The organism is uncultured Methanofollis sp. (assembly GCF_937919355.1).
GTDB lineage: Archaea > Halobacteriota > Methanomicrobia > Methanomicrobiales > Methanofollaceae > Methanofollis.
Window position 1 is genome coordinate 1 of sequence record NZ_CALFSA010000190.1, and the last position, 20426, is coordinate 20426.

The 20426-nt window shown below is 63.1% G+C and carries 20 protein-coding genes and 1 pseudogene; 18 read left to right on the forward strand and 3 right to left on the reverse strand.

The window, feature by feature from the left end; translation table 11 throughout:
• Together Q0520_RS09515 and cobS are read right to left on the reverse strand one after the other, a co-directional pair.
• Positions 1-262, reverse strand: a pseudogene (locus Q0520_RS09515) (nitrite reductase); the annotation flags it as partial.
• A gap of 43 nt (positions 263-305) precedes the next feature.
• Complete coding sequence (cobS, locus tag Q0520_RS09520; RefSeq protein WP_298669372.1) at positions 306-1019, reverse strand: adenosylcobinamide-GDP ribazoletransferase; 714 nt, start codon at positions 1017-1019, stop codon at positions 306-308.
• Positions 1020-1127: 108 nt separating this feature from the next.
• On the opposite strand from cobS, the gene cobT reads away from it, so the two are divergent.
• From cobT to Q0520_RS09595, 15 genes are all read left to right on the forward strand, one after another.
• Complete coding sequence (cobT, locus tag Q0520_RS09525) at positions 1128-2138, forward strand: nicotinate mononucleotide-dependent phosphoribosyltransferase CobT (protein WP_298669375.1); 1011 nt, start codon at positions 1128-1130, stop codon at positions 2136-2138.
• Between the two features lie 35 nt (positions 2139-2173).
• Positions 2174-2728 (forward strand): GMP synthase subunit A, encoded by a 555-nt coding sequence (locus tag Q0520_RS09530; RefSeq protein ID WP_298669378.1) that lies wholly within the window; start codon positions 2174-2176, stop codon positions 2726-2728.
• On the forward strand, positions 2716-3258 hold the full coding sequence (locus Q0520_RS09535; protein ID WP_298669381.1) for a YkgJ family cysteine cluster protein: 543 nt from the start codon (positions 2716-2718) through the stop codon (positions 3256-3258). The genes Q0520_RS09530 and Q0520_RS09535 overlap by 13 nt, the downstream gene beginning before the upstream one ends.
• Entirely contained in the window at positions 3251-4453 is a 1203-nt protein-coding gene (locus Q0520_RS09540; RefSeq protein WP_298669384.1) for a TraB/GumN family protein, read from the forward strand. Before Q0520_RS09535 ends, Q0520_RS09540 begins: the two co-directional genes overlap by 8 nt.
• A gap of 314 nt (positions 4454-4767) precedes the next feature.
• Positions 4768-5286: a nitroreductase family protein gene (locus Q0520_RS09545; RefSeq protein ID WP_298669387.1), complete on the forward strand. Its 519-nt coding sequence runs from the start codon at positions 4768-4770 to the stop codon at positions 5284-5286.
• A 119-nt stretch (positions 5287-5405) separates the two neighbouring features.
• Positions 5406-5936, forward strand: a complete 531-nt coding sequence (locus Q0520_RS09550) for a methyltransferase domain-containing protein (protein WP_298669390.1) — start codon at positions 5406-5408, stop codon at positions 5934-5936.
• Positions 5937-6551 carry a cobalt-factor II C(20)-methyltransferase gene (locus tag Q0520_RS09555; protein WP_298669393.1) on the forward strand — a complete coding sequence of 205 codons (615 nt, stop codon included), beginning with the start codon at positions 5937-5939 and terminating at the stop codon, positions 6549-6551.
• Positions 6548-7267 carry a precorrin-4 C(11)-methyltransferase gene (cobM, locus tag Q0520_RS09560; RefSeq protein WP_298669396.1) on the forward strand — a complete coding sequence of 240 codons (720 nt, stop codon included), beginning with the start codon at positions 6548-6550 and terminating at the stop codon, positions 7265-7267. The genes Q0520_RS09555 and cobM overlap by 4 nt, the downstream gene beginning before the upstream one ends.
• Positions 7264-8136, forward strand: a complete 873-nt coding sequence (gene cbiG, locus Q0520_RS09565; RefSeq protein ID WP_298669399.1) for a cobalt-precorrin 5A hydrolase — start codon at positions 7264-7266, stop codon at positions 8134-8136. The genes cobM and cbiG overlap by 4 nt, the downstream gene beginning before the upstream one ends.
• Positions 8137-8155: 19 nt before the next feature.
• A complete protein-coding gene (gene cobJ, locus Q0520_RS09570) occupies positions 8156-8887 on the forward strand; it encodes a precorrin-3B C(17)-methyltransferase (RefSeq protein WP_342765264.1) in 732 nt (243 codons plus the stop codon).
• Positions 8877-9506 carry a precorrin-8X methylmutase gene (locus Q0520_RS09575; protein ID WP_298669405.1) on the forward strand — a complete coding sequence of 210 codons (630 nt, stop codon included), beginning with the start codon at positions 8877-8879 and terminating at the stop codon, positions 9504-9506. Before cobJ ends, Q0520_RS09575 begins: the two co-directional genes overlap by 11 nt.
• The gene (locus tag Q0520_RS09580; protein ID WP_298669407.1) at positions 9481-10518 is read left to right on the forward strand and encodes a cobalt-precorrin-5B (C(1))-methyltransferase; all 1038 of its coding nucleotides are present in this window, start codon (positions 9481-9483) and stop codon (positions 10516-10518) included. Before Q0520_RS09575 ends, Q0520_RS09580 begins: the two co-directional genes overlap by 26 nt.
• Positions 10515-11084 (forward strand): cobalt-precorrin-7 (C(5))-methyltransferase, encoded by a 570-nt coding sequence (locus Q0520_RS09585; RefSeq protein ID WP_298669410.1) that lies wholly within the window; start codon positions 10515-10517, stop codon positions 11082-11084. Before Q0520_RS09580 ends, Q0520_RS09585 begins: the two co-directional genes overlap by 4 nt.
• Positions 11085-11137: 53 nt before the next feature.
• Positions 11138-12460, forward strand: coding sequence for a cobyrinate a,c-diamide synthase (locus Q0520_RS09590; protein WP_298669413.1), 1323 nt, complete (start codon positions 11138-11140; stop codon positions 12458-12460).
• 165 nt (positions 12461-12625) lie between these two features.
• Complete coding sequence (locus Q0520_RS09595) at positions 12626-13165, forward strand: hypothetical protein (protein ID WP_298669416.1); 540 nt, start codon at positions 12626-12628, stop codon at positions 13163-13165.
• Positions 13166-13321: 156 nt separating this feature from the next.
• On the opposite strand, the gene gpmA is transcribed toward Q0520_RS09595, so the two are convergent.
• Positions 13322-14071, reverse strand: coding sequence for a 2,3-diphosphoglycerate-dependent phosphoglycerate mutase (gene gpmA / locus Q0520_RS09600; RefSeq protein ID WP_298669420.1), 750 nt, complete (start codon positions 14069-14071; stop codon positions 13322-13324).
• Between the two features lie 115 nt (positions 14072-14186).
• On the opposite strand from gpmA, the gene hxlA reads away from it, so the two are divergent.
• The 3 genes from hxlA to Q0520_RS09615 all read left to right on the forward strand — a co-directional run.
• Positions 14187-15473, forward strand: a complete 1287-nt coding sequence (gene hxlA, locus Q0520_RS09605; RefSeq protein ID WP_298669422.1) for a 3-hexulose-6-phosphate synthase — start codon at positions 14187-14189, stop codon at positions 15471-15473.
• A gap of 326 nt (positions 15474-15799) precedes the next feature.
• Complete coding sequence (locus Q0520_RS09610; protein WP_298669423.1) at positions 15800-17773, forward strand: S8 family serine peptidase; 1974 nt, start codon at positions 15800-15802, stop codon at positions 17771-17773.
• Between the two features lie 322 nt (positions 17774-18095).
• A partial coding sequence (locus Q0520_RS09615; RefSeq protein ID WP_298669424.1) for a right-handed parallel beta-helix repeat-containing protein occupies positions 18096-20426 on the forward strand: 2331 nt, incomplete at its 3' end.

Genomic DNA, 20426 nt, shown 5'->3' on the forward strand with positions numbered 1-20426 from the left:
CGCCAAGAGGTGTCCCATTCTTTTCGAGTGCGTGGGAGATCGCCACGATTTTGGTGGCGTCGACGTCCGGGATCTCCATGGTCTGCCTAGTGGTGAGGTGCACCTCGCCTTTTCCGTATCTTTTGGCGATCCGTGCAATACCCCTCATCTTCTCAATGGAGAGGACACCCGCAGGGATCCTGACCCTGATCGCACAGAGGTCGGGGTTCCTCTGCGTGATCACGCCACCCCGTGTATAGATGGCTTTGTCCTGCTGTATCATCAGGAATAGATGCAGGAGACGAGCATAAAAAGGTGTATGCGCCCTAGACTGCAAGGGCGATAATGGCCGCTGCCCGTGCGATCTCGTTCGAGGCACCGGCAACGTCGCCGTTCACGCCGCCGAAGAGACGATACGCAAGTGCGATGAGGAGGGCGGTGACGATGCTGGTTGCGAGGAGGGCCTTCACAAGAGAGGCCGGGTCGACCAGGAGGGCGAGCGGGACGACCGGGAGGAGGGCAAGGACCGCGAACCAGGGTTGCGCAAAGCCGTGAAGGTAGGCATGGATACCTTCATGGAATGGTGTGCCGAAGGCGGTGATCCAGGCCATGGCAAGTTTTGCGCAGACCTCGGCGGTCAGGACGGCGAGTGGGATCGAGGCGACGGTGGAAAGACCCTGAACCGCGAGGAGGGTCGTGAGGATGCCGCAGGCGACGCCCCCGGCACCGATCTGCCTGTCAGTGAGGGCGGTGATCCGCTTTTCCCGGCTACCGTGCGCCATCAGACCGTCACCGAGGTCGAGGAGGCCGTCGAAGTGGTTTGCTCCCGAGATGACGATCGCCGTGGCGACGGCGGCGGCCGCGGCAAGGCCGGGGTTGCCGGAGAGGAGGAAGGCGATGCCTGCGGCACACCCTCCGATGACCCACCCTGCCAGGGGGTAGAGCCAGGAGTGGCGGGCGAAGGCGTCGAAGTCTGCAGGTCGTCCGAGGGGGAGGACAGTGCAGAACTGCAGGAGAGCGCGTACAGGTTTGAGGGTCATTCTGAGTAGGTATGTGAGGTGTTCCCGGCGATAAGTCCTGCGTCGCCGTACTGCTCTCCTGCCGTGACGACGAGGAGACTTTAATGTCAGACTCGTTCTATACCGTGTATGGCATTTCTCTCCGAAGTTCCTTCGATAAAGTTCTCCCGGCCGCTCTTTGCGAGCGTGCTCGGTAACACCGCGCTCTCTATGGTGCCCGGTGTCTCCGGGGCCGGGCCGTCGCCCCAGAAGACGGTCTTCACCCCGATCCTGGACGCAGAACTGATCACCACCGGGGCGATCACTTCCATGCCCTGCAAACCGAACACCCCGACCGGGTGCCCGACGCCGGCGGTGATCACCAAGTCGATGATGGCCCTCACCGGCATCGAACCTGTATTCGTGAATGCCGGTATGTTCAACAGACCAACCGTGCCGTGTATCGACGTCTACGGCTCTGCTGGCGGTGACCCCAGGAAAGGCGAGGCCGTGCCGGAGGCGCGTGCCCTCTTTGCCGCGGGTGAGAGGGTCGGCCGTCACCTCTCCCGTTGCGCCGACCTCCTCGTCCTCGGCGAGTGCGTCCCCGGCGGAACAACGACGGCCCTCTGCGTTTTGCGTGCCCTCGGCTATGAGGCGCGGGTCTCAAGCAGTTTCATCACTAACCCTGTAGGCCTGAAGGAGGAGATCTGCCGGGCGGTGATGGAGAAGGTCGAGAAGGCCGAGATCCTGGACTCCCTCGACGTCGTGCGGATCGGCGGTGACCCCATGATGCCGGTGGCTGCCGGTATTGCGAGTACCTATACAGGCACCCTGGTCTTTGCCGGCGGCACCCAGATGCTCGCCGTCGACGCCGTCCTGAAGGGCCTCGGGAAGAAGACCGTCCCGATTGCGACGACCGAATATGTGCGGAGAGACGCTTCGGCGAATGTCGAGGCGATTGCCGCCGCGATCGGCGTGAAGGCCTACTTCGTCGACCCGGATTTCGGGACCATCGGTGACAGCGGGATCGCCCGGTACTGCGAGGGCGAGGTGAAAGAGGGCATGGGTGCCGGCGGTGCCATGTTCCTGGCGCGGCTCATGGGCCACTCCCCCGAGGAGATAAGGTCCACCATCCTCTCGACCGCGATCTCCTTCCGCTGAAAAATGATATACCCTGATATATCCATACTTTTTTGATGCTTCCCATTTTTGTCGTGAACAACCATGGGCAATTCAACCACCTCATCCACCGCAAACTGCGGGATATGGAGATCGAGGTGGCGATGGTCCCGAACACCACCCTGCCGGCAGAGGTGGAGAAGGGGTGTTGCGGGATCATTCTCGGCGGCGGGCCCACCCTTGAGCGCGCCGGCAATTGCGCCGCATATCTGGACCTTGGACTGCCCGTGCTCGGCATCTGCCTTGGCCTCCATATCATTGCGACGGCACGTGGCGGCATTGTCGGTCCGGGCGCCCACGGGGGATACGGCGGTGTCTCCGTCGACATCGCAGGGAAGAGTGCGATCCTTGCAGGCTATCCTGACCAGATCCATGTCTGGGCCTCGCACGCTGACGAGGTGAAGAGAGTCCCGGAGGGCTTTACCGTCTATGCCCACTCAGATATCTGCCCTGTCGAAGCGATGGGGTCTGAGGAGGACCGCGTTTACGGCGTCCAGTGGCACCCTGAGGTGAGCCACACTGAGAACGGCGACCTGATCTTCCGCAACTTCGAGAGGATATGCGGGGAGTAGACGACCTCGCCGACGAGGTCATGGGGATCGGGTTTGCCTGCACGCGCTGCGGCGCCTGCTGCACCGAGGTCTCCGACGATTCAAACCTTGTCATTGTCTCGCCTTCTGAGGTCAGGGCGGTGGCGGGGGCGGCAGGCATCCCTGTCAAGGAGGTCGCCGACCCCTACCCAGAATTTCTGGACGGGGAAGACGGTCGGCGTTTCACCTTCGACTGGTGTCTGCAGCGGGAAGAGGGGCACTGCCGCTTTCTTTCCGGGAAAAAGTGCACGGTGTACGCCGCCCGGCCCTGGATCTGTCGAACCTATCCCTTTATGCTTGACGGCGACCGACTGATCGTCTCTGAATGTCCGGGTGTAGGGAGGCCGATCGGCCGGGAGGATGCGGTTGCCCTCGCTCGCACCCTGCTCGAAAGGCAGAAGGCCGAGATCAGGGAGGAAGCAGGGATCAGGGCGGTCATGAAGGCCGGGCCTCTCCCTTCAGGAAGTGTTGCGGTGATTGACAGCGAAGGAGTGTGGGTCGTCCATGGGTGAGATCAGGCTCGTCGGGACGGCGCATGTGTCGGAGAAGAGTGTCGAAGAAGTACGGGCGGCGATAGAGGAGTTTGCCCCCGATATCGTCGGGGTCGAACTTGACGCCGGGCGGTATGCCGCCCTCAGGAAGGAGCAGGCGCCGCCGAAGGTGGATGACATCCTGAAGTCCGGAAACTTCTCGCAACTTCTTTTTCAGTGGACTCTTGCCTATCTCCAGCGCAAGATCGGGATGGACGTCGGGGTGGAACCCGGCGCCGAGATGGTCGCAGCCATCGAGGAGGTGGAGACCCGCGGTCTGCCTCTGGCCCTCATCGACCGCGATATCAGGTTGACCCTGACGCGGTTCTGGCAGGGGATGACCCTCTGGGAGAAGATGAAGATGGTCTACGCCCTTGCTGTCTCTCTCGGCGGGACTGATGACCAGGAACTGGACATCGACGCCCTGACCCGTCAGGACGTCGTTGCTGTGGCGCTGGAGGAGTTCAGGAAGTTCTCACCGAATGGTGCGCGGGCCCTCATCGACGAGAGGGACGCGTATCTCGCCCGCCGTCTTATCAACCTCTCGCAGCGCTACGACCGGGTGATGGCGGTGATCGGTGCCGGGCATGTGCAGGGCGTGGGGCGCTACCTTGCGGCGCCCAACCTCCTCCCCTCAGACGCCGAACTCACCGCCGCACCGAAGAAGTACCCCTGGGGGAAGATCCTGGGCGGGATCGTCGTCATGATCTTTGCCCTGCTCATCATCTCGATTGCCTTCTCGGGCGTCGGCACCAGCGTGCTTGTCTGGGCTATCCTGTACTGGGTGCTCATCCACGGTGTCCTTGCGGCGGTCTTCACCCTTGTCGCGGGGGGCCACCCTCTCTCGGCGGCGACGGCCTTTGCGGTGGCATGGGCGACCTCGCTCAACCCCCTTGTCGCCGCGGGATGGTTTGCGGCGTTGGTGGAGGCGAAGATCAGGAAGCCCTCGGCAGCGGACTTCCATAAGATCATGGACTCGGAGACGTTCTCCGAGATGCGGAAGGTCCCGATCTTCCGGGTGGTGCTCGTCGCCGCCCTTGCCAACGTTGGATCGACTATCGGGACGATCTCCTACTTCGTGTTCATCTCGCCGATCCTCGGGATCGATCCCACGGTGATCATCCCGCAGGGCTTTGCAAATTTCATTGATTGGCTTGGCAGTCTCCTGCCGTTCTAACTTTTTTGGCGATACTTTATGATTATCTCCGCAGATTGCCGCCTTGAACCGGGCGGAGGGCAACCTCTCACACCTTCCCTCTTCAGTCTTCGCCGTTTTATCCTAAGGTGGGGGTTTGGGGGGCAACGAGCGTTAGCGAGTTCGAGAAATCTTTGATTTTCGATGAAGCCCCCGGCCTGCGCCGGGGGAAGGTAGTCGACTGGTTTTTCTGGGTGCGAGACCTGCGGTAGAAGCCGTCTTTCCCCTACCTGCCCCTCTCCGAATCGTGCTCTGCGCACACAAATCTTATCCTATTTCACGGCCTAGTGAGGTGCATGTATCTTGGTCCGAACCTTGGGCTTACCATTCTCAGGACGCGCCATTCTATCAGACAATACAAGGACGAACCCATCGAGGAGAAGATCGTCAGGGACGCACTCGACTGCGCCCACCTCGCCCCGACGGCAAGAAACGAACAGCCATGGCTCTTCGGCGTGGTCAAGGAGAAAGAAACCCTGAAGAAGATCGCCGACCTCGCCGATCACGGGAAGTTCATCGCCGGTGCTCAGGTCTGCTTTGCGGTCTTCGGCAGGAGAGACGCAAAGTATTATCTGGAGGACTGCTCGGCGGCCACCACCCAGCTCATCCTTGGGTTGTGGGCATACGGGATCGGTTCCTGCTGGGTAGCCGGAGATAAGAAGGAGTATGCCGAGGACGTGCGTGCGCTCCTTGGCGTCCCTGAGGAGTACACTCTCGTCTCTCTGGTCCCGGCGGGTTACCCGAAGGACCTGAAAATCGCTGAGAAGAAAGACCTGGACGATCTCGTCTTCCAGGAAAGTTATTCAGAAAATTGAAAGGTGTGTGGGGCTGTTCCCCCGATCTTTTTTCTCCGCTGTAATACCCAGTCTGATCCCGGTGTTTCTTGACCTTTGAAGACAAGGGTTATTTACCCTGCGCAAATCACCTTTACTACATGGACAGGGGACTTTCGGGTGGCCCGACACAGGACGAGGTGGCGGCCGTGGCGCTCTGGCACCTCGGGATCGTGCCGGGGTGCACCGTCGCCGAGGTCGGGTGCGGCACGGGGAAGATCGCGGTCGCCGCCGCCCGCACGGCCGGACGGGTGATCGCCATCGACCGCCGCCCCGAGGCGGCTGCTGTGGCACGGCAGTCTGCTGCTGAGGCTGGAGCCGGGAATATCGAGGTAGTCTGCGGGGAGGCCGCGGAGGTCCTCCCTGCCGCCGGACCCCTCGGCGCCGCGTTTGTCGGGGGCTCCCGAGACCTTGAAGAGGTGCTCGGCGTCCTCGCCCGCACGGTGCGGGGTCGGATCGTCGTCGACTGCGTCCTCCTGGAGACCCTGGATCGGGCTGTGAAGGAGATGCAGCGCCTCGGGATATTCAGGGAGGCCGTCTCCCTCCAGGTCGCCCGCACCCATCCCCTCGGTACAGGCCTGATGTTTCGGCCGGCAAATCCGGTCTGGCTCGTCATCGGGGAGGTGGCCTGAGTGCTCGTCGGCGTGGGCATCGGCCCCGGCGACCCCGAACTCCTCACCGTGAAGGCAGCACGCCTGATCAGGGAGGCGGACGCCGTCTTCGTGCCGGGCAGGGTGGCGGCGGCGATCATCGCCCCGTACCGCACCGACGTCGAGGTCCTCTCCTTCCCCATGACTGACGACGAGGCATATATCTCCCGGTGCATCGAGGAGAACGCGGAGAGGATCGCCCCCCACGCGCGGGACGGCCTTGCCGTCTTCTGCATCCTCGGCGACCCGAACTTCTATGGCACCTTCTCCCGCCTGACGGAGGTGCTCAAAAGGCGCCACCCTGACGTGGAGTGTGCGACCGTGCCGGGCATCAGCGCCATCACTGCCTTCGCCTCGGTCGCGGGCGTCCACGTCGCAGGCGGCATCGGAGTGAGCGACGGGTCCGATGAGGAGGCGCGCCTCCTCCTGAAGGTGAAGAAACCAAAGGAGACGGCGGAGCGTCTCCGTTCCGAGGGTTTCGACGACTTCGTGCTGGTCGAGAGGATGTACATGGACGGTCAGCAGGTCGTCAGGAACGACGCCCTCCCCGAGGAGAGCAGTTATTTCAGTGTGCTGTTTGCGAGGAAGAAGAGATGACAAAGACAGTGTATTTTGTCGGCGCAGGGCCCGGCGATCCCGACCTGATCACGGTGAAGGGCAATACCCTCCTGATGCGGGCTGACGTCCTTATCTACGCGGGGTCGCTCGTGAACCCGGCGCTCGTCGCCCGGTCGCCGGCACCGGAGAAGTACGACTCCTGGGGCATGAAGCTCCCTGAGATGGTCCGTATCATGCGCGAGGCCGCTGATGCCGGGAAGTGCGTCGTCAGGCTTCACTCCGGCGACCCCGCGCTGTATGGTGCGATCATCGAGCAGATCGCGGACCTGGAAAAGGCCGGGATCGAGGTCGAGGTCGTCCCCGGCGTCTCGTCGATGTTCGGTGCGGCCGCCGCCCTGAAGACCCAGTTCACCCTCAGGGGAGTCTCTGAGTCTGTGGTCGTCACGCGGCCGGCGGGCGCGACCCTGGAGAGCGACCAGATCGCCGAGTTCTCCCGGACAGGGGCGACGATGGTCGTCTTCCTGGGGACGGAGCATATGGAGGAGGTGCTCGCGAAGGCTGCCTGCCCGCCTGAGACCCCGGCGGCCGTCGTGTACCACGCCACCTGGCCTGACCAGATCGTGGTGCGGGGCACTGTCGCCGACATCGCGGCAAAGGCGCGGGCCGCCGGGATCGAGCGCTCGGCCCTGATCATCATCGGCGGCGTCGTCGACGCCACCAGGTCGGCCTACACCAACTCGGACCTGTACGGATGACGGCGGCGGTCATTGCGCTGGAGCGCTTCGAGGACGAGGCCAGACGGCTTGCAGAGGCTATCGGGGGGGAGTTCCTCCCGTACGCCCCCGACGTCTTCGAGCGGGCCTTTGCCGACTACGGTCGGATCGTCGCCCTGATGTCGGCAGGGATCGCGGTGCGGAAGTGTGCCCCTCTCCTCGCCACCAAGTGGAAGGACCCTGCGGTCGTCGTCGTGAGTCCCGACCTCCGCTTTGCGGTTCCCATTCTCGGCGGCCACCATGGCGCAAACGATCTCGCTCGCGAGATCGGGAAGGCGATCGGCGCCGTGCCCGTCATCTCGACGGCGACCGAGGCCCTGGGCCGCCCCTGCGTTGAGGGGGTGGCGGCTGCGACCGGTACGGTCATTGCGAACCCCCCTTCCACCCTGCCGGTGAACGCGGCCATGCTTGATGGGGACGTGCCGGTCTATACGGTCGGCGGCCCGGCGGTCGTCGTCGCCTCCCCGGCCGTCTCCGTGCTGGTGCGGGGTGGGGAGTATGTCGTCGGCGTCGGGTGCCGGCGTGGTGTGCCGGCGGCCGCGGTCGAGGCGGCGATACGCTCGGCCCTTGCAGAGGTCGGGATCGAGTCCGGGGAGGTGCTCGTCTACGCCACGACAGAGAAGAAACGTGATGAAACCGGCCTGCGGGACGGCGTCGCCGCTCTCGGCGGCGTCCTCCTCTGCCTCCCCGACAGGACGATCAATGCCCTGACGCCCCCCTCGCCCTCGCGGGCCGGGCTCATCGGGCTTGTCGGGGTCGCCGAACCCGCCGTGCTCGCACTCGCACGCCGGGGTGAACTGGTGCTGAAAAAACATGTCTATGGGGATGTGACCGTTGCAATCGGACGATAAATCAGGAAAACTCTCCGTCGTGGGCATCGGCCCCGGCGGAATGGCACAGATGACAGGCAGGGCCGTGGAGGCGATCAGGGAGGCGGAGTACGTCGTCGGGAACGCCTTCTATCTTGACCAGATCGCCCCCCTCCTGCCGGGGAAGCAGGTGGTCAGGAGTTCGATGGGCCGCGAGGTTGACAGGGCGAAGGCGTGCATCGACCTGGCCCGCGACCACCGGGTCGTCATGGTGAGCGGTGGCGACCCCGGTATCTACGGGATGGCGAGCATCGTCCTTGAAGTGCTCGACCGCGCAGGGGAGACGGTGGACTACGAGGTCGTGCCTGGCGTCACGGCGTCCTGTGCCGGGGCCTCCCTCCTCGGGTCACCCCTCTCGGGCGACCATGTCACCCTCTCCCTTTCTGATCTCCTCACGCCCTGGGAGGAGATCGAGCACCGCCTCGACCTCGCCTTCCAGATGGGCGTGCCTGTCGTGCTCTACAACCCGAAGAGTCATGGCAGGCCGGAGAACCTGGGCCGCGCCCTTGCGATCGCCGCCCGTCACCTCCCGCCGGAGACGCCGGTGGGCCTGGTGCGGAACGCCTATAGGGAGGGGCAGGAGACAGCGACGACGACCCTCGGTGCTCTCGCCGAGGACGACGCTGCGGTGGACATGCGCACGGCCGTCTTCATCGGCGGGAAGGAGACCTTCAGGATGAAGGACGGCGGGATGTTGACGCCGCGGGGCTATGGGAGGAAGTATGTATATTGACCCCGGTGCCGACACCCCTGAAGGCTACACGATCTCGAAGACGAGCCGCGCCCTCGCACGGCAGGTGGTCGGCGACAGGACGCCGGAGGACAGGATCAGGCAGAGGTGTGCGATCTCGGTCGGCGACTTCGTGATGGCCGACCTGGTCCGGATCAAGGGCGACTCCATCTCTGCCGGGCTTTCGGCCCTTGCGAAGGGTGCCCCGATCATCACCGACATCCACATGGTGCAGATGGGGATCCGGAAGAAGGAGCACTCGTCTGAGGTGCTCTGCGCCCTCGACTTCGGCGGGGAGATCTCCGCGGAACGGGGGATCACCCGCTCCTCCGCTGGCCTCATCGCATTGCGCGACCGCCTGGAGGGTGCGATCGTCGTGATCGGCAACGCCCCTTCGTCCCTCCTCTCCCTCTGCTCGATGGTGCGGGAGGAGGGCGTGCGGCCTGCCCTGGTCATCGGGATGGCCGTCGGGTTCGTGAATGCCGCGGAGTCGAAGGAGGTACTGCGCACCCTCGACATCCCCTCGATCTCGACGCAGGGGACGCGGGGGGGGACGCCGCCCGCGGTGGCGGCGATGAACGAGATCATCACGATGTATGTGGAGAGGACGCGTGGGGAGTGAGGAGAGGGTCGTCGACCCGGTGACGGGGTACGCCTACCCCGGCGAGTGGGTCGCGAGGTGCGAGGACCCGGCGGCCCTGGCGCGCGCACGGGCGGGCCTCGGCGTGCTGACTGCCGACGGCCGGGTGCTCAGGCGGGGCTTCACGACAGGGACGACGGCCGCCGCCGCAACGAAGGCGGCGGTCCTCTCCCTCCTGGGGCCTGTGGGGGAGGTCGCCGTCCTCCTCCCCTGCGGCATCCGGGTCACGGTGCCTGCCCTCGGTGCGGGGGGGCGGGGCGAGGCGAGGAAGGACCCGGGCGACTATCCCTCCGACGTCACCGCCGACCTCCTCTTCGTGGCGACGGCCCGCCCTGCCCCCGCGGGCGTCGAGGTCGTCGCCGGCGAGGGGATAGGGAGGTTCGTCCGCGACACCCCCCGCTACCATGCCGGGGACGCGGCGGTCAGCCAGACTGCCATGGTGTCGATCGAGAGGGCGGCCTGCGAGGCTAGGGAGGAGGTCGGCCTTGCCGGGGTGCGGGTCTGCCTCTCCATCCCCGAAGGTGCGGCTGTCGCGCAGAAGACCCTCAACCCCCGCATCGGTGTCGAGGGCGGGGTCTCGGTCCTGGGGTCGACCGGCCTCGTTGAGCCCTGGGACGACCACCTCTCCGAGTCCGCCTTCGAGAGGATCAGGGGGGCGGAGCGGGTAGTGCTGACGACAGGCAGGGTCGGTCTCCGCTATTCCCGCCTCCTCTTCCCCTCCCACGAAGCCGTGCTCGTCGGCGTGAACCTGGGCCGCGCCCTCGCGGAGGTGCGGGGCGCGGCGGTGATCTGCGGCCTGCCCGGCCTGGTCCTGAAGTTCATCGACCCCGATGTCCTCCAGGGGACGGGGTGCGCCACGGTGGAGGAACTGACCGCCACCCTGGCCTGGCCCGGCGTGCTGGAACGGGCCTTCGCACGCTCCCGTCAGGAGCACCCCGGGGTGCGGGTCGTGGTCGTTGATAGAAAAGGCACGATCCTGGGGGATTCTGGATGAAGGTCGTCGGTGTCGGCTGCGGCCCGGGCATGCTCACCGGGGAGGCGGTCCGCGTCATCGCGGCCGCTTCCCTCGTCTATGGTTCGGCCCGTGCTATAGCCCTCGCCCGCCCGCATATCCGCGACGGGTGCGCGGTGCACGAGATCGACGACTACCGGGCCATCCGTTCCCTCCCTGCCGACGCGGTCGTCCTCTCGACCGGCGACCCGATGCTTGCGGGCCTCGGTTATCTCGGCGGCGAGGTGGTGCCCGGCATCTCCTCGATGCAGGTCGCCTTCGCCCGCCTGGGTGTCTCCCTGGTGCGGGGCGTCGTTGTGAACGCCCACGGGAAGGACCACGCGGCGGCGATCGCGCTTGCGGTCGAGGAGATCGGCCGCGGCCGGGTCGTCTTCCTCATCGCCGACCCGGCCTTCTCCGTCCCCGACCTTGCGGCGGCGCTGGACGGCGAGGTGCGGATCGCCGTCTGCGAGGACCTCGGCTACCCCGAGGAGAGGATCGCCGCCGGGACAGCAGCTGTACCCCCGGTGCCGGCGTCAGGGCTCTTCGTGGTGGTTGCGGGGTTCTGAGACCTGGACTCTGACCATACCTTCATTTTTCCTCCTCGCCAAGATCCTCCATTATGATCCCGGCAATCATCATCGCGGGCACCCACTCGGGCTGCGGCAAGACCACCCTCGCGTGCGGCGTCATGGCGGCGCTGCGGGTGCGTGGTCTTGTCGTCCAGCCTTTCAAGGTCGGCCCGGACTTCATCGACCCCTCCCACCACACCGCGATCTGCGGCCGCCCCTGCAGGAACCTCGACCCCTTCATGATGGGAGAAGAGGGCGTGGTGCAGACCTTCGCCTCGGCGTCTGCCGGTGCCGACATCGCCGTCATCGAGGGCGTGATGGGGCTGTATGACGGCCTCGAAGGAGGCGACCTCGGCTCCACCGCTCACGTGGCGAAGGTTCTCGGCGCGCCCGTTGTCCTCGTCGCCGACGTCGGTGGCATGTCACGGAGCGCCCACGCCCTCGTCCGCGGCTACGCCTCCTTCGACCCCGCGGTGCGTTTCGCCGGCGTGATCTTCAACAGGGTCGGGAGTCCGCGCCACAGGCAGATGATCGAGGAGGAACTCACTGTCCCGGCACTGGGGTGGGTGCCGACGGAGAAGGCGAAGGCCGTTTCAAGTCGTCACCTCGGCCTTGCGATGGCGGGAGAGGCGAGCATGGCCGCCTTCGGTGCGGTCTGCGAGGAGCACTGCGACCTCGACGCCCTTGTCGCCGCAGCCTCTTCGGCCCCGACAGCTGCACTCCCCCTCCATACCGGCGCTGGCGCCTCTCCCCGCGTCCGCCTCGGTGTGGCGCGGGACGCCGCCTTCTGCTTCTACTACCAGGACAACCTTGACCTCCTGAGGCGCGCCGGTGCCGACCTCGTCTTCTTCTCCCCTCTCACCGACCCCCTCCCTGACGTCGACGGCCTGTACCTCGGCGGCGGGTACCCCGAACTCTATGCAGAGGCGCTCTCCCGCTCTCCCTGCACCCGGGCACTCGGTGCGGCCGCGGCAGACGGGATGCCTGTCTATGCCGAGTGCGGCGGCCTCATCTACCTCTGCGAACACCTCGCCTCGGACGTCGACTATCCGATGGCTGGCGTCATCCCTGCCGACGCCCGCATGAACCCGCGTTTCCAGGCCCTCGGCTATGTGGAGGCTGAGAGCACTGGCACCTCCCCCCTTCTCCCTGCCGGCCTCTCCTTCCGGGGGCACGAGTTCCACTACTCCTCCGTCGACCCGGCAACCGACGCCCGCTTTGCCCTCCGCCTCACCCGTGGCAAGGGCATCGCCGACGGGCGGGACGGCCTCTCGGAGCACACTGTCCTCGCAGGCTACAGCCATGCCTACATGACCACGCGCTTTGCCTGCGCCTTCTGCGCCGCCATGGACGGGTGGCGGCGCCGCAGGTGAGCGTCCTCCTTCTTTTTCCCTCCCTGTCGTGACCGTACCCTGCTCTCCGTTATTCTTATGTATCACATATTTTCAATATTGTCATTAATGTTCATACTTTTAGATACATTTTTATTATTTGTGCACAGAGAGGGGTATGCACTTCGGTGCAAGGGGGAAGACTCTATGACTGAATTGGCAATCGAACAGGTCGCGGCCGGACGGACGATGGAGACGAGGACGGTTCGCGTCAGGGAACAGGAATACGCCCGCCTCAGGGCTCTTGGCACTGTGCGGGAATCCTTCTCCGACGTGATCGAGCGTTTGCTCGACTTCTACGAGGCCTACGACGCCGGCGTCCACTCACGCGATCCATCTGACTTCGAGAGGAGGGTGGAGCTCCCGGAAAGCCCGGTCTACCGGAAGATCGCTCTCGACCTCTTCGACCGGACGCTCGCGCTGGGCGGGGGCGTCACCTTCACGGTGGGCTACGACCCGCTGGTCTCACCACTCAACAGGACCGGGAAGGGCCTTGTGACCTTCTACAAGGAAGGACGGCGGTTCTGTCTCTTCAGGGTGGGAAAGGAACGTCTCTGGCTCTACTTCCCGACCGAGAAAGGTGAGACCGAACTGGAGGGATGGGAACTTGTGCAGAACATATTTCTGGACAACTTCCTGGAGGACGGGGGGATGCAGCTCATTCAGCGGCAGTACCAACTGGCATAGGTGGCACGTCCTTTGTGCGGGGATCTCTGGAACACCACTGAGGCCCCATTTTTTTCAATACCATAATTATTCATGTGATCCTCCCTTGGCTGATGTCGGGGACCTCCAGATCTTTTTGATCTCCGGAAGAGTCCTGAAAGGACCAAAAAAGAGAAATTATTTCTTTGCCGTCCCCTGCTTCTTGACCCCCTCGATCGCCGCCTTCACCTTCGCCGGGTCGCCGAGGTAGTAGTGGCGGAGGGGTTTCAGGTCGTCGTCGAGTTCGTAGACGAGGGGAATGCCGGTCGGGATGTTCAGGTGTGCGATCTCGTCGTCGGGAATGGCGTCGAGGTGCTTCACGAGGGCACGGAGAGAGTTTCCGTGGGCGGCGATGAGCACCCTCTTCCCCGCCTTCAGGGCCGGGACGATCTCCTCGTTCCAGTACGGGAGGAAGCGCCCGACCGTGTCCTTCAGGCACTCGGTCCCTGTGGCCGCAGCTTCCGGGATCTCCGCATACCGGCGGTCGTGGGACGGGTGGCGGGGGTCGCCGGTGTCGAGCGCCGGCGGCTGCGTCGCATAACTCCGCCGCCAGATGAAGACCTGCTCATCGCCGAACTTCGCCGCCATCTCTGCCTTGTTCAGGCCCTGGAGGGCGCCATAGTGGCGCTCGTTCAGCCGCCAGGATCGTGTCACCGGGATCCACATCAGGTCGGTCTCGTCGAGGACGATCCAGAGGGTGCGGATCGCCCTCTTCAGGACCGAGGTGAAGGCGCAGTCGAAGGTGTAGCCCTCCTCCCGCAGCACCTGGCCAGCCTCGTGCGCCTCCTCCACTCCTTTCTCCGAGAGATCGACGTCGGTCCAGCCGGTGAACCGGTTCTCCCTGTTCCAGACACTCTCACCATGCCGTAATAGGACGAGTTTGATCATGATATTCCCTCGAAATGTTCTCTCCTACTGGTTTATGGGGCTGCCTCTTATTGGTGACGCTTCCCATCTCCAGGCAGAAGCAAGCCTTAAAACCTTCGCGCCCCCATTTTCAGGCATGACACGTCCGACGCTCCAGGTGGCGCTCGATATCCTTGAACTGCACCGGGCCGCCCGGATCGCAAGGGAAGCGGTCGCGGGCGGTGCCGACTGGATCGAGGTGGGCACCCCTCTTATCAAGAGCGAGGGGATGGCGGCGGTGCGCGAACTCCGCAGCGCTTTCCCCCACCAGGTGATCGTTGCGGACATGAAGATCGCCGACACCGGCACGATGGAAGTCGAGATGGCGGCGAAGGCCGGGGCGAACATCGTCTGCGTCCTTGCCGACGCCGACGACTCGGTCATCGCCGAGTGCGTGCGGGCCGCGCGGCTGTACGGCGTGAAGGTCATGGCTGACCTGATCCATGTCGCCGACCCGGCCAGGCGGGCGAAGGAACTCGAAACTCTCGGCGTCGACATCATCAACGCCCACGTCGGGATCGACCAGCAGATGCTCGGCAGGAGTTCCGTCGAACTCCTCCGCACCCTTGCCGGTTCGGTCTCCATCCCCCTTGCGGTGGCCGGCGGCCTCGACGCCGCGACCGCGGCCGAGGCGGTGCGGGCCGGTGCAGATACCGTCATCGTCGGTGGCTGGATCGTCAAGTCCGGGGACGTCGAAGGGTCGGCACGGAAGATCCGGGCGGCTCTCGACGACCCATCCCTTACCCCCGTGAAGAAAGCCTCCCCGGACGAGGAGATCCGGGCGATCCTGATGCAGGTCTCGGCCCCCAACGTCACCGATGCGATGCACCGGAAAGGGGCGATGAACGGCCTTGTCCCCCTCACCAGGGGCGTGAAGGCCGTCGGCCCCGCGGTGACGGTTCAGACCTTCGCGGGTGACTGGGCCAAACCCGTCGAGGCGATCGACCTCTGTCGTCCGGGAGATGTCCTCGTGATCAACAATGACAGCGGGACCCATGTCGCCCCCTGGGGCGAACTCGCCACCCATTCGGCAAAGAACCGGGGCATCAGTGGCATCATCATCGACGGCGCCGTGCGGGACGTCGACGACATCAGGGCGATGCAGTACCCCCTCTTCGCCCGCGCCTGCGTCCCGAACGCCGGGGAGGCAAAAGGGTTTGGTGAGATCAACGCCGAGATCGCCTGCTGCGGCCAGCAGGTCAGGCACGGTGACTGGATCATCGCGGACGAGAGCGGCGCCGTCGTCATCCCGAAGGAGCGGGCCTACGAGGTTGCCCGCCGCGCCCTCGAAGTGAAGAAGATGGAGGAGCGGGTGCGGGAGGAGATCGCACGCGGGAGCACCCTCGCGCAGGTGCAGGAACTGTATAAGTGGGAGAAGAAGTGAGAAAATCTCATTCTCCCTATTTTCGGTGACTGCTTCCCCCCTCTTTTATCTGCGTTCTTTTTTCATGGTAATACCGCGCCCCGGCCGCATAATACTTGCAGCATATTAAGTATCAGTCAGTGTGAAAAAAGAATGATTATATGTGAATGTATCCCACCTAATTAATCGGTATTATGCATTACAATTTCGCAAATATGATTTTTCACGCCCCTTCCAAGAGATTATTGAGGGGATTCACCGTCCTTCTGGCAACTCTCTGTCTGCTATCGGTTGTCTCTCTGGTCCAGGGATCGGGCTTTAGCGGTGCGGTCGTGCCCGATACATCCATGTACGAACCCAGCACGGTCATCGTACGGTTTGCTGACGGGGCAGGAGACGGTCCATCTCTCTGTTCGGCATCGGGACAAGCGCATTCTGCCCTCGGCGCTGAAGTGGCCGATGACCTGGACGACCTTGTCCCTGGCATGCAGGTCGTGGAACTTCCCGAAGGTGTCTCTGTCGAAGACGCGGTCGCCTACTACAACAGTCTCTCCACTGTCGAATATGCCGAACCGAACTATTATGTGCACGCCCTGAAAGAACCGGACGACCCCTACTTTGAGAAGTTGTGGGGCATGAAGAACACCGGCCAGGTTCTGCAGGACGGCCAGAGCTTTGAGGGCATGATGGCCTACTACAATAACCAGGCCGGAACACCGGGCGCTGACATGAGTGTCCCCGCTGCCTGGAACATCACTACAGGGTCTTCTGACGTGATCATCGCGGTTGTCGACAGTGGCGTCATGTACACCCACTCCGACCTTGCGGCCAACATCTGGAAGAACGAAGGAGAGACCCCGGACAACGGCGTCGACGATGACGGCAATGGATATGTCGACGATATCCGCGGCTGGGACTTTGTCAGCGAGGACAACGACCCCATGGACTTCAACGGGCACGGAACCCACTGTGCAGGTACCATCGCCGGCGTCGGGAACAATAGTGCCGGTGTTGCCGGCATGATGTGGAAGGCCAGGATCATGCCCGTCCGCGTGCTCGACATCCAGGGGTACGGCACCGTCTATCACTCCATTGCCGCCATCAAGTATGCGACCGCGATGGGGGCCGACGTCATCAGCTGTTCCTTCGGCGGTGCCGAAGGGAGCGAAGCGTACAGGGATGCGATCCGGGCGTCGTCGGCACTGGTGGTCTGCGCCGCAGGCAACGACGGCACCGACAACGACGCCTTCCCGATGTACCCGGCGAACTACAACAGCCCGAACGTGCTCTCTGTCGCCGCCCTCGACAATAAAGACGACCCTGCTCTCTTCTCCAACTACGGCAAGATCAGCGTCCATGTGGCGGCACCGGGCGTTGGGATCCTCTCCACGGTTCCTGTATGGTCCTCGGCATATGAGGACGACATCACCGAGTCGTCGTCGGCAGACTGGAACGTGCTCTCCTATCTGGAGAGCGATAACTGGAGCGGGGGCCCCATGAGCGGGACTGACAGGTACGCGCTGGGCATCTCCGGCGTGAACGTCTCTCTTGCCTACTATAACTCCTCGTTCACCGACCTCGAAGACACCGCGCTGGAGTTCGTCACTGCATACACATTCAAACAGGGGACAGACAAACTTCAGGTGCTCGTTTCCACCACCGATTTCAAAAATTATCCGTCCTACAACGACATGATCAACAGTGATACCTGTTACACCGCCGACGTCATCACCGGGAGTTCGCACCGGGAAATTGTCTCCAGGGTTGTCGAACTGGACAGGTATGCCACAATGCTCGGCGACGACCCCCTCTATATTGGATACCTGTATTATTCCAAGAGTCCGGGTAGTTTTGCCTGGCTGGACAGTTTTACGATCACCCGGTATAATGACCCCGGAGAAGGCTATGCGTTCTACAGCGGCACGTCCATGGCGACGCCCCTGGTCTCAGGGACTGCGGGACTGATAAAATCGGTGAACCGGAGTCTGACAGCAGAAGAGACGAAACAGATCCTGATCGACTCTGTGGACAAAATCCCCTCTCTTGACGGGAGAGTATCCTCGGGCGGGAGGGTCAACGCCTCCCGCGCTGTCCTGATGGCACGGGCGACCCTGCCGTCGATAACGACACTGGACATCAATGACAACGGTATCGAGGCCGAAATCGGGGATGTCGCCTATGTGTACTCCTGTGCGCAGGACACGGCATCAGAACCCGACCTCCGTGCCGACTATGTCGAGCCATTTGGTGTCGTCGACCTGGCGGATGCGAGGTACATCTCTGACCTGTATGTCGGTGCGGTGGTGCCGCCCGGCAGGTAAACTTGATGGTGCGGCAGGGATCGCGCACTCTTTTTTCGGTTCAGCACTGATCCGCCGCCACCAGTGGACTCCCCGCCGCATGTTATTATTTTAAATGACTTATTTGTGTGCTTTTTTCCTCAGATGTTCTGCATTAGGTAACGATACAGTTCATGTTGTCGGATATGTAATCTGAAACTATATGTTATATATCGAATCTCGTGCTACACATATACTAAAAATTATTACCCGGGTACACGGTTGCCAACTCTGGCGATATCGTGTGTCTTGTACGAAGGACCGTGGTTCGATGAAAAATATACGATGGATGGTGCTGCTCTTTATGGCAGCAATGGTCGTCTGCTGCATGCCCGCTGTAGCGGCGGAAGATATACAGGGAAACGAGAGCGTATCAGACGCTGGAGTCCCGGAAGAAAAAATCGACACCCTTCCCGGAGGAAACGGATCCGGGACCGGCACTCCCGGTGCGGAGCAGATATCGGCTTCACTGCCCGATGGCAATAATATGGGAATAGCACAGGCGGATGAGATATCGGCCCTCGCCGTCACTCCGTCTGAGATCACGCAGGACGCATTCGTGGACGGCGTCTGCACGATCACCTCCCCCGGCACGTACACCCTGCAGGAGGACGTCTCCGGGACTTTCCTGGTCTCGGTCGACGGGAGTGTCGTGCTGAACGGCAACGGCCACACGCTCAGGCCCGACCCCGACAATGTCGCCAGCCAGAAATACGGCGTGCAGGTCACGGACAGCACGGGCATTGCGACCATCGAAAACTTCGGGAACATCACTGGATATCAGGGTGCGGGCATCCGCTCCGAGGCATTCAGGACCTCCACAATCCGCAACAACGTTGTCTCCGGATGCGGCAGCGAACCGATCACCTCTCTGAAGAGTGCGGACTGCCAGGGTATCTACGCGGCGTCCCAGAAGGTCGTCGTCACCTCGAACACGGTGAAAGACTGCGGCAATCCTCCGGTCAGCACGACCCCGGGGCCAGGGAGTTACGGGATACTGGCCATGGGCTATGATGGCAGCGTCTCAGACAACATCGTGACCGGGTGCGCACAGATCGCCGAGAGCCGCGACGGACGCACGGGGTCGTACGGCATCTATGCGAAGACCGGTCTTGTCGTCTCCGGCAATACGGTCACCGACTGCGGCAAGGTCACCACCTCAGGTGCCGAGGAAGTCTCAGGCAGCGGCATCTTTGGCCTTGGCGGTGTCATCTCCAGTAACACCGTCACCGACTGCGGCAAGACCGTCGGCGCTGGCGGCGAAAATATCGGGAACGGCATCTTCGGGATGGCCGGCACGACGATCGAGAGGAACACCGTCACCGACAGTGGTTTCAGCAACGGAGAGAGCGACCTCTCGTTTGGTTTCGGCATCAGGTCCGAAGACGGGTCTATCAGGGACAACATCGTCACCGGGTGCGGCCGTGAAAGTCCCATGGGCTACGGCATCCAGTCGGTCGCCGGCGCCGAGGTCACGGGCAACCGCGTCTCCGACTCGGGCGTCGACTGCGTTAAAGGCGGCTGTGGTGTTTTCCTGAGCAGCGGGTTCTCAGACCTGACTCTCACCGACAACGTGGTCTCGGGCTGCGGCGTCTCTGCGGCTGAGGGGTACGGCATCATTGCCATGAACTCCGGGTCCAGGGCCGGTTCGAAGAGCGTCATCAGGAACAACACTGTCACAGGCACGAGCGCTACCGCCAGCCTGAAATTGAACTCCGTTTCGGCCCTCACCATGACGGAGAACTGTATCAGCGCTGATGGCCCCGCACTTTTTCTCACCGGCGGAATGCCGGGCACGTCCAGGATCTACAACAATGCCTTCAACACCTCGTCCTATATCCACCCGGACGTCCTGACGGCCGCGCTGGAGAAGTACGCATGGAATGCGGAGACCCCGGTCTTTAAGAGAAACATCGTCGGCGGGGAATGGACCGCGGGCAACTGGTGGGGTTCGACCGACGGCGCGAGCGGTTACTCGGACACACACTCCTCAGCGAAGGGATACCATAAGGAGGCTTTCGAGGTCGTCACTGGTTCCCGGGTGTACGATGCCATGCCCCTCTGCGGGGTCTCGGAGTCCGGCGGCGGCGAGTTGAAGATCATGGGTGGCACCGGATACACGTACGACAGAACCACCATGACCTACACGATCACCGCGCCCGGCGAGTACTGGTTTGGTGGTTCTGCTCATGCAAAACCGGTGGTCATCGCCTCGGACGATGTCACTCTGGACGGTGGGTACTTCACCATCATGGTCTTCAACAGAAAAACCCCACACATGACCGGCATCTTCGCTGAGAACAGGTCGAATATCGTCGTTAAAAACTGTCAGGTCAAAAACGGCGATGTCGGCATCAATGTCAGCGGGACTGGCGTCGTCATCACAGGGAACACCATCACCGGCAGCGCCCGGTACGGCATCTCAACCGGTGCGGCGACCGTCACAGGCAACCAGGTGAACGCGAAGGCGGTCGGCATCTATGGGAGCGGCACCGTCTCCCGCAATACCGTCGACGCACCGACCGGCATCGAGGTCGCCCCTGGTGCGGCCGATATCTCCGTCGCCTCGAACACGGTGACTTCGACGACCACCGGCATCTCTGTTCCGTCCGCATGGACGGGCACGGCGACGCTC